General features: G+C 32.8%; 12 protein-coding genes. 9 read left to right on the top strand and 3 right to left on the bottom strand.

Annotated features, from left to right (window positions below; translation table 11 throughout):
• Positions 1–5: 5 nt before the first annotated feature.
• The 7 genes from BLT04_RS03640 to BLT04_RS03610 all read left to right on the top strand — a co-directional run bounded on the left by BLT04_RS03640 (position 6) and on the right by BLT04_RS03610 (position 9,426).
• The gene (locus BLT04_RS03640) at positions 6–1,550 is read left to right on the top strand and encodes a DUF4270 domain-containing protein (RefSeq protein WP_089753754.1); all 1,545 of its coding nucleotides are present in this window, start codon (positions 6–8) and stop codon (positions 1,548–1,550) included.
• 30 nt (positions 1,551–1,580) lie between these two features.
• Positions 1,581–3,434: a glutamine--fructose-6-phosphate transaminase (isomerizing) gene (glmS, locus tag BLT04_RS03635; protein WP_089753751.1), complete on the top strand. Its 1,854-nt coding sequence runs from the start codon at positions 1,581–1,583 to the stop codon at positions 3,432–3,434.
• Positions 3,435–3,542: 108 nt separating this feature from the next.
• Positions 3,543–4,961 (top strand): T9SS ring complex lipoprotein PorK/GldK, encoded by a 1,419-nt coding sequence (porK, locus tag BLT04_RS03630; RefSeq protein WP_089753750.1) that lies wholly within the window; start codon positions 3,543–3,545, stop codon positions 4,959–4,961.
• Positions 4,962–5,019: 58 nt separating this feature from the next.
• Positions 5,020–5,715, top strand: a complete 696-nt coding sequence (gene porL / locus BLT04_RS03625; RefSeq protein ID WP_089753748.1) for a type IX secretion system motor protein PorL/GldL — start codon at positions 5,020–5,022, stop codon at positions 5,713–5,715.
• Between the two features lie 57 nt (positions 5,716–5,772).
• Positions 5,773–7,365, top strand: a complete 1,593-nt coding sequence (porM, locus tag BLT04_RS03620) for a type IX secretion system motor protein PorM/GldM (protein WP_089753746.1) — start codon at positions 5,773–5,775, stop codon at positions 7,363–7,365.
• Between the two features lie 24 nt (positions 7,366–7,389).
• Entirely contained in the window at positions 7,390–8,328 is a 939-nt protein-coding gene (gene porN / locus BLT04_RS03615; RefSeq protein WP_089753744.1) for a type IX secretion system ring subunit PorN/GldN, read from the top strand.
• Positions 8,329–8,382: 54 nt separating this feature from the next.
• A complete protein-coding gene (locus tag BLT04_RS03610) occupies positions 8,383–9,426 on the top strand; it encodes an NAD(P)/FAD-dependent oxidoreductase (RefSeq protein ID WP_089753742.1) in 1,044 nt (347 codons plus the stop codon).
• A gap of 600 nt (positions 9,427–10,026) precedes the next feature.
• Here BLT04_RS03610 and BLT04_RS03605 read toward each other — a convergent pair.
• The 3 genes from BLT04_RS03605 to BLT04_RS03595 form a co-directional block, all read right to left on the bottom strand.
• Positions 10,027–11,451: a tetratricopeptide repeat protein gene (locus tag BLT04_RS03605; RefSeq protein WP_089753740.1), complete on the bottom strand. Its 1,425-nt coding sequence runs from the start codon at positions 11,449–11,451 to the stop codon at positions 10,027–10,029.
• A 539-nt stretch (positions 11,452–11,990) separates the two neighbouring features.
• On the bottom strand, positions 11,991–12,341 hold the full coding sequence (locus tag BLT04_RS03600) for a transposase (protein WP_089753737.1): 351 nt from the start codon (positions 12,339–12,341) through the stop codon (positions 11,991–11,993).
• A 25-nt stretch (positions 12,342–12,366) separates the two neighbouring features.
• A complete protein-coding gene (locus BLT04_RS03595) occupies positions 12,367–12,819 on the bottom strand; it encodes a transposase (RefSeq protein WP_089753735.1) in 453 nt (150 codons plus the stop codon).
• An 899-nt stretch (positions 12,820–13,718) separates the two neighbouring features.
• Here BLT04_RS03595 and BLT04_RS03590 point away from each other — a divergent pair.
• Together BLT04_RS03590 and BLT04_RS03585 are read left to right on the top strand one after the other, a co-directional pair.
• Positions 13,719–15,404 carry a hypothetical protein gene (locus BLT04_RS03590; protein ID WP_139166206.1) on the top strand — a complete coding sequence of 562 codons (1,686 nt, stop codon included), beginning with the start codon at positions 13,719–13,721 and terminating at the stop codon, positions 15,402–15,404.
• A gap of 61 nt (positions 15,405–15,465) precedes the next feature.
• Positions 15,466–15,726 (top strand): SemiSWEET transporter, encoded by a 261-nt coding sequence (locus BLT04_RS03585; RefSeq protein ID WP_089753732.1) that lies wholly within the window; start codon positions 15,466–15,468, stop codon positions 15,724–15,726.
• Positions 15,727–15,745: the final 19 nt, after the last annotated feature.

Genomic DNA, 15,745 nt, shown 5'->3' with positions numbered 1-15,745 from the left:
TTTTAATGACTCATATTATTAAAAGAGCCTTCGCCATCCTGTCATTGGCGATTTTTGGAAGTGTAATGCTTTATAACTGCGAGCCGGACCCGGATTCATTAGGAGAGCAATTGTTCTTGGACGGAGCCGCACAGGGAAATGAAAAATCTTTTGATGTTATTGCCTATAATATCGACAATCATGATACCATCAGAACGGATGCTTCGAAATTGGGAGCAGGTGTTCTCGGTGTTTTTAACGAAGGACAATTTGGCAGACAAAGAGCATCTTATCTTACCCAGTTAAGATTATCAACATACGATCCTGATTTTGGAACGAATGCCGCAGTGGATTCTGTGGTTTTAGTAATTAAGCCTACCTATGCCGCTGATACGGTAACAACCACCACCGACGAAAACTATGTTTATCCTGACGGAAGCGTTGCCGCAAAGAAAGTCGTAAATACATATCCTGTAAATAAATACGGGAATGTTTCGACCGCAAAAATGACAATTAAAGTAAATGAAGTGACTGATTTCTTAAACGGTTCAACAGACATTGCCTATTCAAATGCAGCTGTCGGTACAGGAACGGAGCTTGGTTCAAAAGAATTTTTTGGAAAGGTAAATTCTGTTACCATTACGAAAGACTCAGATGCTTCCTCGATTTTTACTTCGGCTGTAGGCTTTAGAATCCCTTTATCGGCAAGTTTCTTTAAAACTAAAATTATTGATAAAAAAGATCAGCCGGAACTTCAGGATGTTTCAAATTTTATCAGGTATTTTAAAGGTTTGAGAATCTCTGTAGCTGAGGATGACGGATATTTAATGCAGTTCTCTCCCAACGATATGGAGCTGATCATGTATTATAAATATGACAAAACTGAAAACGGGACAACAACAAGACCTCAGGCGACCTATACCTTCTCTTTAGGTGCAGGAAATGCGCGTATCGCTCAATATCAGTATGAAAGAGCCGGATCTCAACTGCCAAATTATGTACAGGGAAATACGGCAACCGGTGACCTGAAGCTTTTTGCTCAGGGAATGGGAGGTCCTTCAATTGGCATTAAGCTTCCTGATGCAACAATTAATCAGCTTAAACAATTATATCAGGTTGATAAAGCAGGCATCATAAGTGCAAAAATCAGAATTTACACAGATGCTACGGCTTGGAATAACAAATATCCGAAACCTACATCATTTACTATTGTACAAAAAGATAAAGATACCAACGGTAAAGAAACTACAAATTTTACGGCAGATTTATTAAATTTAACAGGGGCTAATAATTTTGCCATTTATAAGGCATTTGATTTAGATAAAAACCCGGCTTATTATGATTTTACGGTGACAAAATCTGTAAAAGATATTGTAGAAACTGGTGCTGATAATACAAATAAATATTTTAAAATTGATTTGGGAAGCTTCCTAAGTACTTCTACAGGAACATTAGCAGGCTATCAATATACTTCTAGAACATATGCAAGAGACAGAGCCGTATTTATCGGATCGGATCCTAGTAATGCGAATAGAGTACAATTGAAAATTATTTACGGGACAAAAAAATAAATTTAAAACACCTATACTTAAGATAAAAATATGTGCGGAATAGTAGGATACACAGGATTTCAAGATGCATACGATGTAGTTATTAACGGTCTTAGAAGGCTGGAATACAGAGGCTACGATAGTGCCGGAATCGTACTTGAAAATACAAACAACAAATTCGAAGTTGAGAAAACAAAAGGAAAAGTAGATGACCTTGTGAATATTGCAGGCAAGCTGAAAGGTATTGCCAAAATGGGAATGGGGCACACCCGTTGGGCAACTCACGGGGTACCAAGTGATAGAAATTCTCACCCGCATTTATCAAACAATGGAAAAATAGCAATCATCCACAATGGTATTATTGAAAATTATGATACTATTAAGAAGATGCTTACGGAAAAAGGATTTTCTTTCAAATCAGAAACAGATACTGAAGTATTGGTAAATCTTATCCAGTATTTTATGGATCTTAATCAAGAGACAGAATTCCCGACGGCTGTAAGATATGCTTTAAATGAGGTTTACGGTGCATATGCAATTACTGTAATGCATGAAGATTATCCAGGAGTACTTGTTGTAGGAAGATTAGGTTCTCCTTTGGCAATCGGTATCGGTGATAAGGAATATTTTATTGCTTCTGATGCGTCTCCTTTTGTAGAATTTACAAAAGAAGCGATTTATTTGGAAGAAGGCCACATGGCAACTATTTCTCTGGAAAACGGGGTGGATATCAGAACAATTAATGATAATTCAAAGATTGTAGCTGAAATTCAAATGCTTAAGCTAAGCCTTGAACAGATCGAAAAAGGCGGTTATGAACATTTTATGCTTAAGGAGATTTTTGAACAGCCAAAATCTGTTCACGATACCATGAGAGGTAGGCTTCTCGTAGATGAAGGAGTAATCAAAATGGCTGGGATCTGGGATCATATCGAAAAATTCAAAAATGCCAACAGGATTATTATCATCGCTTGCGGAACTTCCTGGCATGCCGGTCTTATCGGTGAATATTTAATTGAAGAATATGCAAGAATCCCTGTTGAGGTAGAATATGCATCAGAATTCAGATACAGAAACCCGATTATTACAGATAAAGATGTTGTCATTGCAATTTCTCAGTCAGGAGAAACAGCAGATACAATGGCTGCTTTAAAATTAGCTAAAGAAAAAGGCGCATTTATATATGGTATCTGTAATGTAGTAGATTCTTCTATTGCAAGAATTACGGATGCAGGTTCTTATACACACGCCGGCCCGGAAATCGGGGTAGCTTCTACGAAAGCTTTCACGGCGCAGCTTACCATTCTTACCCTAATTGCGTTTAAACTAGGTAAACACAACGGTAATTTAGGAAATGCTGAATTCATGAGCTTAATAGCAGAATTGGACGCAATTCCTAAGAGAATTGAAGAAGTTCTAAGCGCTACTCACGAATTAGTTCAAGATATTGCCAAAGACTTCATAGGGGCTACAAATTTCCTATATTTAGGAAGAGGATATAATTATCCTGCCGCATTAGAAGGGGCATTAAAATTAAAAGAGATCTCTTATATTCATGCTGAAGGATATCCGGCTGCGGAAATGAAGCACGGGCCTATCGCTTTGATCGATGAAAATATGCCGATTGTTATCATTGCTCCTAAAAAAGGACACTATGACAAAATTGTGAGCAACGTTCAGGAAATTAAAGCAAGAAAAGGAAAAATTGTTGCTGTGGTCAACAAAGGAGATCAGCAGGTGAGCGAAATGGCAGATTATGTCATTGAGATTCCTGAGACTTCAGAGTGTTTCTCGCCGATCATCGCATCAGTGCCTTTACAGCTGCTGGCATACTACATTGCAGTGTATAGAGGTGCCAATGTAGACCAGCCCAGAAACCTTGCAAAGTCGGTAACTGTAGAATAAAAATTTGTTGCAAATAAAATAAATTTAGATTTCTTCCGTTATTTCAAAAAAAATCTTAAAAGTTTCTTAAAAAAATTATATATTTACGGCTTAATTATAAAAATTAACATGAAAAGGATATTTCTTTTATTATTGTCTGCGTCGGTAGCGTCGGTATCTTGTTCTGGTGGTGGATCTGCTTCTGTAGGGAAGCCGGGAACAAAAGGAGAGTTGATACCAAGAGAAAAAACTAAATCATTTGTTGCAGAAAGACCATACGGAATGGTCGGTATTCCTGCCGGATCGTTTGTTGCTGGTCTTGCTGATCAGGATCCTACAAACGCTCCCGAAAAAGCAAATTTGAAAACAGTTACTGTATCTTCTTTCTTCATGGATGAAGCAGAAACTACTAATGCAGAATACAGAGTATTTATCAATTATGTAAGAGATTCTATCGCTAGAACTTTACTTGCTGAAGCTGCCGGAGAAGGTGGTGATGGTGGTGGTAAAGGTGCTGCAATAGGTGATTATGCATACCTTGCTAAAAAAGAAGAAGATTTAACACCATATCAAGAATATTTAGAAGGACAAGGAACTAGAGATGATGGATACGATGATACTAAAAGATTAGACTGGAAAATTCCATTGCATTGGAGCACCACAAAATATCCGGATGTAGAATATGCCGAGGTTCTGGAATCGATGTATTTACCTGCATCATCAAGAGTTGGAAACGAAAGAATTCTTGACGTTAGTAAATTAAAATATACTTACAGATGGGGGGATATGGATGCTGCGGTTGCTGATAACGAAAGAGGTGCAAATTACCTTAGAAGTGAAAGTATCGCAATCTATCCTGATACTACTGTCTGGGTAAAAGATTTCCACTTTGCTTATAACGAACCATTGTTTGAGCAGTATTTCTGGCACAAAGCCTATAAGGATTATCCTGTAGTTGGTGTGACATGGGATCAGGCAAGAGCATACTGTAATTTCAGATCTAAATTAAAGTCTGATTATAACGAAAGCTTAAAAAGAAGAAAACAAAGACCATTGCAATTCCGTCTTCCTACCGAAATCGAATGGGAATATGCTGCAAGAGGTGGAATGCAAAACGCTACTTACCCTTGGGGTGGTCCATATTTAATGGATGACAGAGGATGCTACCTGGCAAACTTCAAACCTAAGAGAGGTAACTATATGGAAGATGACAAAAAAGGGACTTATACATATACAGCACCAGTAAAGAAATTTAAGAAGAATGGATTTGGCCTGTTTGATATGGCTGGAAACGTTTCTGAATGGACATTATCTGCATATAATAACTCTTCTTACGGATTCTCTTCTACATTAAATCCTTCTACTAAAGATAAAACCGATACTAAAAGATCTGTTAGAGGTGGATCTTGGAAAGATGTTGGATACATGCTAATGACGGGTGCTAGAGATTGGGAAAGAAAAGATTCAGCAAGAAGTTATATCGGATTCAGAACAGTACAAGATATTCCTGAAGCTGCTGTTAAACCAAAAAGAGTTAACAGAAATTAAAACCAGACAACTATTTTTCAATATCAATTTTATTTAACATTAAAAAAAACTAACTTATATGTTTAAGACTAAAGATGCTTGGATGAATTTCTTTTATTCATTCGGTGCTGCAATTGTAATTCTTGGAGCTTGGCTTAAAATTACCCACATTACTTTGGGACCAGTTAATGGTAACATGGCTCTTACTGTAGGGCTTATCACTGAAGCAATTATCTTTATTATTTTCGCTTTTGACCCTCCAAAATCTGAAGAGTCTTACGCTTGGGAAAATGTATATCCTGAATTATTAGATAAGCATGCTAACCCAAACCCATTACATTCTAACGTATCTTCTAAAAATAACGCTGCGGCGCAAATGGCTGAATTAGAAAACTCTCTTTCAACTAAATTAGACAAGATGCTGCAAGATGCAAAGTTAGATGTTCAGTTATTTGAGAGACTGAGAACTGGTATTGATAAATTTTCAAATTCAGTTGATCAGATCAATCAAACTGTTGATGTGTCTGCATCTACTCACAAATATAACGACCAATTAAACAAAGCTGCTCAACATATGGAAAGCATGAATGCACTATATCTAATGCAGTTGGAAAACGGTAAGAGACAATCAGAGTTTGCTAATAAATATGTAGCAGATATGCAAAAATCTGCTGAACAATCAGAAAAATTCAATCAAGAGTTACAAGGTTTAACATCTAACTTAAATAACTTAAATAGAGTTTATGGAGGTATGTTAACTGCAATGAAGTCTTAATTTCCAAACCATTTATTTCTAAATTTAACTACTTAATCAAAACAAAAGAAAAAAAGAATGGCACAAGGAAAACAGACACCTCGTCAGAAGATGATCAACCTAATGTATTTGGTGTTCATCGCTATGATGGCCCTAAATATTGATGCAGAAATCATCAGGTCATACTATGACTCGACTAAAGCACTTAACGAAACCAGAACTTTAACAGAAAGAAAGAACGAAAAAATCTTTGAAAAAACGTTGGAGGCTAAAGCGCAGCAGGTACCGGATACCTATGCTCAGCCTTGGGCGGATTATAAAGTTTTGAAATCTAAAGTTGATGCTTTGGTATTAGCAGCTCAGGGAATCAAAGATGTTCTAAAAAAAGAATCGGAATTTCACGATAAAGATCCTAACACAGGAAAAGAACTTGATGTAAGTGAGAATTTTGCAGCTCTTAATAATAATGAAGCAACAATGAGTTACTTCTTTAAAGATGGTGACGAAAATACTCCTACTCAAAAAGCTTTGGAATTAAAAGCTAAAATGGATGATGTAAGAAATTATATCGCTGCAACTTTTGGAAAAAACCCTCAGCTTAAGGATTTAGTAGATAGAGCTAATAAATCTATCATCGCTGAATATCCTCAAGGGAAATCTCCAAATGGTAAAACATGGTTTCAGAATAAATTCTATCATCAGCCGCTAATTGCTGCGATGTCAAATCTTGAGATCATACAGAATGATGCTAGAAACGTACAATCTGATGCATTGGCATTATTACTTCAGGAGAAAGTAGATGCTAGCATCAAATTCTCAAGCTATGAGCCTATCGTTTCTGGTCCGGTTGATCTTCAGGCTGGTAAGCAGGCAGAAGTTAAAGTTATGTTAGGTACTTATTCTAACAGCAACAAAATTAACATCACTGGTGTAAGCAGAGTAGAAAACGGTAAAGGAATCATCCCAATTTCAGGTTCTGGTATTGGTGAGCATACTTTAAACGGTACGATTACATTAACTGATGCTTCTGGTAAACCTCAAAGTTTCCCTTGGACTCATACTTATAACGTAATTGCAGGACCAAGAGAAGTGAAGCTTGAGAAAGGTTTATTACTATCTCCTGATAAGATGAATGTAGTATATAGAGGCCTTGAGAACCCTCTTTCCGGATCAATCTTAGGTGCTGATAATTCTAAATTATCACTATCTGCTCCTGGAGCTACAGTGAAAAGTACAGGACCTGGTAAATGGATTGTTATCCCTTCAACTGGTAACACGGTTAAAATGACATTATCTGGTACAGACCCATATGGTAAAACTGTTTCTCAGGTATTTGAATATAGAATTAAAAATGTACCGGCACCTCAAGGGCAAATGAGAGGTCAGACAGTATTGAACGTTCCTGCTACTTCGATTCCTAATCAGATGGTACAGGCTGCAATTCCTGACTTCGACTTCCCAGTATCATTCACTGTTAATCAGTTTATGGTTAAGGTTCCTGGCAGAGCAGCATTGTTGATTAAAGGAAACAGCTTAAGTGACGCTGCTGGATTAGTTAAGAACGCAAGAGCAGGAGATGTAGTATATGTATTTGATATTAAGGCTACTGCTACAGGTTTAGGAAATCAACAGATTAAGAATATCTCACCTGTTGTAATCAATGTTCAGTAATTTTAATTAGTATAAAAAAATATTATGAAAAAATATATTAGCAGTTTTTTAGTGTTGGTTTCGGGATTTGCATTCTCCCAAACTATCCTGAACGCTTCTTCGCCGGAAGAGTTCAGACAAATGAGAGCTGAAAACAAACAAAAAGTTGGTGATACAATCGTTGATAAAACTGTAAAGCCTTTAGAATATGGGTTTGTTGATGATAAAGATATCTTAAAAAGTATGTTTGTTTGGGAAATTATCGATATGAATGATAAGATCAACCAACCGTTTTATTATGACAATCCGGATGGTTTATTAGCTACTCAGACAAGATCTTTATATCAGTTATTATTAGACGCGGCAACTACAGGAAAAATTGCTGAAGTTTACGATGACGAAAATTTTGTGACTAAATTATCTCCTGAGGCAATTCAAAAGAGATTGGAAAGCGTTAGAATTGCTGATGCTGCGATTGATATCTTAAACTCCGGAAGACAGTTAACTGAACAGGAGAAAAAAGAATATACCGATGTATTTAAAACGACTACTGATAAAGTAAAAGTTTTAAAGATTATGGGTATGTGGTTTATCGATAAGAGAGATGGGCAAATGAAATACAGACCTCTAGGTATTGCTGCAATGGGTCCTGATCCTGCTGTACAAGGTAGAGTAGGTCCTGACGGACAGCCACTAGTTGCTGCTGACGAGCTTATTGACCTGTTCTGGATCTATTATCCAAGCGCTAGAGATGTATTGGCTAATAATTTTGTATTCAACAGAAAGAATTCATCTGCAGATTTATCATTCGATGATTTGCTTAATGCCAGAAGATTTTCTTCAATCATCTATAAGTCTTCAAACGGCTTAGGTGATGGTGTGATCAAAGATTATATTCCTAGAAATGCTGAAGAGCAGATCGAAGAAAGTGACAAAATCAAGTCACAGATTCTTGACATGGAAAATGAAATGTGGAATTACTAAATTTCACTTGATATTTATAGAAAACCTGAGTACTTTTACTCAGGTTTTTTTATTATGAAAAATGTAGATTATATAATTGTAGGAGATGGTTACGCGGCCTTATTTCTTGCGCATCAATTAAAAATAAATGATAAATCTTTTGTCCTGTTTTCCGAAGGTCGAAAAAGTGCTTCTCAAGTTTCAGCAGGGATTATAAATCCTGTTGTTCTTAAAAAGTTTACCACATTTTGGAAGGCCCAGGAGCAAATAGATTTCCTTAAGGAAACACTTCACCAAATCGAATCTTATACCGGAGAAAATTACTTAATTGAAAATCCTATTCACAGAATTTTTCATGATGAAAATGAACAGAAACTTTGGCTTAAAAAATCAGAAAATAATGAGCTTACCCATTTTTTAGATAAAAATTTTGATCATTTAGAGGTAGTAAAAAATGATTTTAATACAGGAAAGGTAAATCAATCCGCCAGACTTAATGTTAATGGATTTTTTACAGGTTTATTCAATTTTTTTGAAAATGAATCACAACTTATCAAAGAAAAATTTGATTATTCGAAGATCAATACTTCCCAAAATACATATGAAGACTTTAATTTTAAACATATTATTTTCTGTGAAGGAATTGTTGTTAAAAACAACCCATATTTCTCTGATTTACCGATAGATCCAAATAAAGGACATCATATTAAAGTAAAGCTTTCTGTCCCGATTTCTCCAAATATTACCATTAAAAAGAAACATTTTCTATTCCCTGTAAATAATGGTTTATTTTTTTATGGCGGAACCTACGACAGGGAGCAATTACATCATCATATTGATGATTCTGCAGTGGAACAATTAATAAAAGGATTATCTGAGTTTTATCCTTATGATTTTGAAATTAAAGATACTAATTTTGGTTTCAGACCAACGGTAAAAGACAGGAGACCTATCCTCGGAAGACATTCGGAGCATAAAAATTTATATGTTTTCAATGGTTTAGGGGCGAGGGGGATTCTCAACGGCTGCTATTTTTCTAAGAGCTTATATGATTTTATTGAAGAAAATATCCCTTTGCATAAGGAAGTTTCTCTAGATAGATTTACTACAGTAAAATAGATATTCATAAAATAAAAAACCGTTTTTGATCAAACGGTTTTTCTTTTTCTCCAAAAAATGTGTTTTTCATAAAAGTAGGAAGCAAATATCCAACAAGATTAAAATGAAATATTTGCATTCCTACACCACCACTTCACTTATTATATATCATTAAATAACGTCAAAGCTTAAAAGTAGGCTGCAAAATCCAGAATTCAAAACGGGATGAGTCTTTGCTTCAGGATATTTGCACATCCTACTTATCATTTTCTTACCTGAAGACTGTGTATTAAATTGGTAAGAAAATTTTAAAACAATCGGATTATATTTCAAGACAAAAATTAGTTTAAAATTTAAAAAGAGTGAGCAGACAATTAAGCAGCTCACTCTGTAAGTCCTTATCAGGGAACAAATTTGTGTTTTAAATACTAACTTGAATGTTGAACAAATGTACAGTGAATTTTGGATGAATACATTACTGCAATACCACTTCATATTTTTAATGATTTGATTATCAATGTGTATTGGTTGTGCTTGCAGTATTGATGAAGTATAAAATAACAGCTTGAAATTTGAATTATCCTGCTGATTATTTAAAAAATGTAAAATCTGGACTAATAATTAAAATTCCATCATCCATTTATTCAGATCAATATCCGAAGGAAGATCTAATTTTTTTCTAAGTCTGTATTTTCTGGATTCAATGGTGCGGACAGAAATATTTTTATATTGTGCAATAGTTTTTGTGGAAAGATTAAGCCTCAGAAATGCACTGAATTTAATATCATTTGCTGAAAGCTGAGGGTATTTTTCAGTCAGTTTTTCATAAAATTCAGGATATATTTCTTTGAAGCGAGGCAGAAAAAACGGGTCATTGGTCATTGCCAGCTTCGAAAGTTCATCGAAACCGGTGGTGTTTAATTTTTGCTTTAATTCTTCAGTTTCAGTTAATTTTTCATCAATTATTTCATCTTTAAGTTTTTGTTTCTTCTGATAAGCTTTAACTAAGAAAAATAATATGGAAGTTGCAACAGCAATAATAATAACGATAATGATATAATATTTTGTTCTTTCTTCTTTTTCTTTCTGACTTTCTTTCTTAATGATTTTTTTCACAGGAATGTCAAGGGCATTTCTCTCATCTTTTTCGATGCTGTCGCTTAAATGAGAATATTTTTCCAGATATTCATTCTTTTTTTCAATATCATTAAGTTGTTTATAAGTATCAGAGATTATTTTATATGCATTTCGGATATCATTTTTACGACTTAATTGTTTTGAAATGGCTAAGGATTGAAGATAATATTGTAACGCTTTATCATAACTTTCCCTTTCAGTATAGAGTTTTCCGAAAGCAAGCAAAGTCATCGATTTTTGATAAAGGCTGTAATCACCTGTTAATGACATCGCTTTATTAAGATAATATTCGGCAGTATCTAATTGCTTGTTTTTTAGGTTTTCTTCGGCAATATGTACAAAAGTCAGAGGTTGTGCAGAAAGCTCAAGACGTTTTTTTTGAATAAAATTAATAGAATCCGTAATATGAAGCTCTTCAAAATTTGCAAGTTTCCAGGTATAATAAAAATAAAGAAGTTTTTCTCTTTTTTTCTTGTTGGAAATTTGTTTTGCAAAATAAATAGAAGTATTTAAGCTGGAATTTGACTGTTCAAGAAGACCTAAGGAAGCGTAATTTCTGCCATATTCACCATAAAGTTTGGCGCGTAAATCAAAATTTTTGATTTTTATGAGCTTATCTTCTGCGTTTTCCAGATATTGCAGGCTTTCTTTATACCTGTGTAAGTGCCACAGCAAGCCACCCATGTTGATGTACGCTGCAATCAGTCCATTTGTATCTTTTTTCTTTTCAAACTGGCTTATTGCGCGTTTATTCAACTCAATACTTTCATTGATTTTACCCGCTATTCTTAAGTTATCTGTCAGACTGTCAAGCTGATCTGGGGTAGAATAAGGTTGCGAATTAAAAAGTACAGCAATGAAAATAAAAATTAGACAAAATATTTTTACTGAATGATTTTTTAAAAACATGATTTGTGGCTTTTCAATACAAAATTAGTTTTTATAAGATACCATTACATGATTTATATAAATAAATTAATATTATTTATTTGTTCTTAATATAAACTGTTATTTTGATAATTTATATTGTTAGTATTATAAAAAAATAGGCTGAGGGTTATCAAATTAATAAAATATTAACCTGATTTCCCACAAACCTATTCCCACTTTACTTAATATTATGAAGATAATTTTTAATTCTTTTTTTATAAAGAAGGAGGCAAACAGTCAAAATCAAATGAGGATGAGTTATCTGAAATTGACTTATTTGCGCTTCCTTACTTCCACTAATTATATATAATGTATGAAGATTGTTTAATAATTAATATTTTTTTTAAAAACCGGACATTCACATTCATCGCATATAAAAACGAGATCAGATCTTGGCTAAAGCTACTTTTACAATGTTTAATTGGGGATATTAAGAATATACAAATTAAATTGCCAATAATCTTCCGTCGTTCTTACATAATAGTGTGTTTTTAGGATGTGACCGTCTTGATATTTCATCATGCTTTGAGAGAATGTGAATGCCGGTTTACAAAATGTTTTTTCCATTTGGCAACGGTATTTCGGCTAAGGCTGAAATGATTGGCCAACTGAGTGTTATTCATATTATTTTTATGTTGATATGAAAGTATTTCTAATATCGTGTTCTCATCATAAGAACGGTGCATTTGATTAAAAATAACCGTTTGCTTATCTTTAATTCCGAAAATAATGTCATTTAGCTTAATTACATCCAGCATAGACAGGTCTTCTTTTCCTAATATTGATCTGCATTGCTCCTGTTTTTCAGGATGTTTTCTGGTAATCATGTCATTATAAATTCTCTTGTAGTTTGGGATTACTCTTATCATTTTGTTATTTTTTACTGATTATTATTTATTTGCTTTCACTTTTTTCAAGTTCAAAATTCCTGTATTTCACGGTCCATCGATGAAGAGTGGTTTTAGGAATTCCGTATTCATCAATTATTTCGTTCATATTTTTTTCTCCCGACTGTAAAAGTTCCACTAAAAAATCAATTACCTCTTTTGTATAAATACTCTTTCTGAATTGCGGAAGGCTACTTTTTTTTTCTTTATCTGCACTGTAGGCATTGCTTGGTGGAGAAAAAAGAATAAGATGCTGAGAATAAATCCTGAAGAAATCATATTCTAACAATTTGCTCCATTTTAGTAATTTTTCCGCGTCTATGCTTTTTGACTCATACATTTTCTCAATTTCTTCTTCCGTACAGTTGAAAAAATTACAAATACGCTGACTTTCTATTTTTCCTTCTGAAACTCTTTGTTTTATTAAAGCTCCTGCGTGTATGTTCTGGAAAGATTTCATAATAATTGTATTTAATTGTTAATAAATTGGTTATCAGTAAATTAAATTTTATCTTGTTTTTAAGATATTCCTTAATTTTATTTCTTAAATTATACAAGTAAGATTTATTTATCTAATATCCTTTTTCATTTTAAAATGTTTGAATTCTCTTTTATTATAATACTATTGACCTAGGCACGAAAATTCTTTTTTTTGGTTAACGTTTCTCAAGTTTTTTAATTTGATTGTTGTTTTCTATAGCAAATCTATACTGTAAGTCTTAATTATCTCACTCTTCACCTATTAATTGGTGTTAACCGAATTATAAAATCGACGCAAGAAGTGTTAACTTGATTATTTTAACATGTTGATTATTAGTTTATTATTTTGCTAAATGCATTAATTGTATTTTATTCATCTTATTTGTGATTTCTTTTAAGAAAAAAAACTAGGGTTATGTATTTAACCATAAGTTAAGCAGTAAATAAGCAGATTTTAGTAAAATAGGGTTATTAAAAAGTGATTTTAAGCTATTATAAAACAACATTTAGAATTGTTTTTTTATCAAATTTTTTAAAACATGAGTTAAAGACTCATTTTTCGGTTTTTTTTCCAGATTTATTTTCTTTTCAATCAATTGTTATTGTTTTACAATGAAAGAATTCTTCTTATTTATTTTATCTTTTTATTTAAATCTATCAGTTTATTAATTAATGTAGAATTGAGATTATGTATTATTTTATTTTTTTAATCAACATCGATTATAATAAGGTTTTCATGTTAATTATTTGAAAATTTAAAATGTAATTAACTGATAATCATTAAATTGTATATATTTTAAGCGTAAATAATATTAAATTAATTACCGATTGTTTTTTTTACTAAATTAGAATGTGTACCGGATAATACTCATATTATTATTGTCAGTTTTACTGATGAATTCCAGCCATTCAGTGAATGACAATGAATATTTCTATAATATTGACAAAGAATTTACGGAAGCTGACCACGATCAGAAAAAAATACACAGCTTATATCTACAGGAGCTTAATAAATATAAAAAAACAAATGATTTAAAATATCTGCTCAGCAGTAAATACGGTGAGATATTTCTAAATACAGAAAGCAGATCCAAAAAAATATCATTGATTTACGAATTAATCAGAATTAATGATGATCATTATGAATACATTACGGCTGCATGTAATTTTTTTCTGGCCCTGGAATTAGAAGATACCTCACCCAAATTATGTTTACAGTTTCTCAATGAGGCAATAAAAATTGAAGAAAAATCTCCTATAAAAAACTTTTTGCCACATATGTATCATGCAAAAGGAAGATGGTATTTTACACACAAAAGCTATTCTCTTGCAAGGATTTATTTTGGAAAGGCGTTAGTCAATTTTAGTAAGCGGGATACTATGTATATTGCTTCCATGCACAATAATTTTGCCTTATGTGACATGAAAACAGGTAATTTTGATTCAGGAATTAAGCAAACCAGATACGCTATAAATATTCTTAAAACCAAAAAAAAACTTACCGGTGATGAGATTACTTTTATGCATAAAATGATTGCTAACTTAGGATTATTCTATTTTTATAAAAAAGATTATGTAACCGCCGAAAGATACTTGGTAAAAGATATTGATTACTCTAAATCTGAGCAGACCCTTTCTCTTAACGGTGTTAAAAAGGTAGCTAAATTACTCTCTATATATCAGTCAAACAAACAATTAGATAAGGTTAAAGAAATAATTCTTTTATATAGAACACTTTTACCCAAAACAAAACCTCTGAAAGCAAAAATTGCGATTTGTGAAATATTGGTCAATTATTATATTAAAAATAATGATATTCCTAATGTTAATATATATTCGGATCTGCTGATAAAATACAATAACCAAAATGCACAGGATATTTCTGAAGAAATCGACAACGTTTCTAACGTACTCAACGGTTACATTTTAAAAAATATTAATCAGCAATATGATGTAAAAATAGAAAGCCAGAAAAGAAAAAACATTTTGCTTGTTATTTTAATTGTAGCTGTTATAGCCATTTCCGTACGCATTATTTTTAAAATCAGAAAGAAAAATGAAGCAGAAAAAAATATTCTGGAAGAAGAAAAATCACTTTTAGAAAGTAATAAGGAAAATTTAGAAAAAGATCTTCAGTTTCAGCAAGGTAAAATAAAAAATCTGCATCTCAACCTCAACCTGAAAATAGAAACAGAAAAAGCATTCCTCGAAAACCTCAAAAAAATTAAAAGATCAAAAAATATTGATGCCGAAAGTACCGTAAGAGATCTTTTTTTTAAAATCAACAATCTATTGCAGATTGATGAGAAAAATTGTGACCTTATCAATGAAAGCTCTATCGAAAATAAAGAATTTATGGAAAAACTGTCAAATAGATTTTCTACTCTTACAGACCATGAATTGAAATTATGCGTGCTCTACAGGCTCAATCTTTCATCAAAAGAAGTGTCTCTGCTGGAAAATGTTACCCCAGGAAGCGCCCGGGTTTATAAATCAAAAATAAAATCTAAAATGAAGCTTGATAAAGAAGAAGATCTAGGAATTTTTCTTAATTCTATCAAATAATAAATATATTTCGAGAATATAGCGAAAATTCTTATCTTCATTACGATTAGAATTAAATGCTATGAATGAAAATGTTTTAGGTATTGTTGCAGGGATTTTAACTTCAGCGGCGATGCTTCCGCAATTAATAAAAGTTTTGAAGGAAAAAAATGCAGACGACATCTCATGGGTTATGTTATTAGTGCTTATTTCCGGCCTTTCTTTATGGGTTTGGTACGGTTTCTTACAGGATGAATTACCCATTATTCTTTCAAATTCATTTTCTGTGCTTCTCAATATCACTCTTTTAATTTGCTGTATCATTTATAAAAAATCCAAGTAATTTTTTTGTTTTGATTATT

The sequence above is a fragment of the Chryseobacterium soldanellicola genome, from assembly GCF_900100115.1.
Taxonomy (GTDB): Bacteria; Bacteroidota; Bacteroidia; order Flavobacteriales; family Weeksellaceae; genus Chryseobacterium; species Chryseobacterium soldanellicola.
The sequence above is the reverse complement of the archived record's forward strand: the minus strand, read 5'-3'. Positions and strand labels throughout refer to the sequence as shown.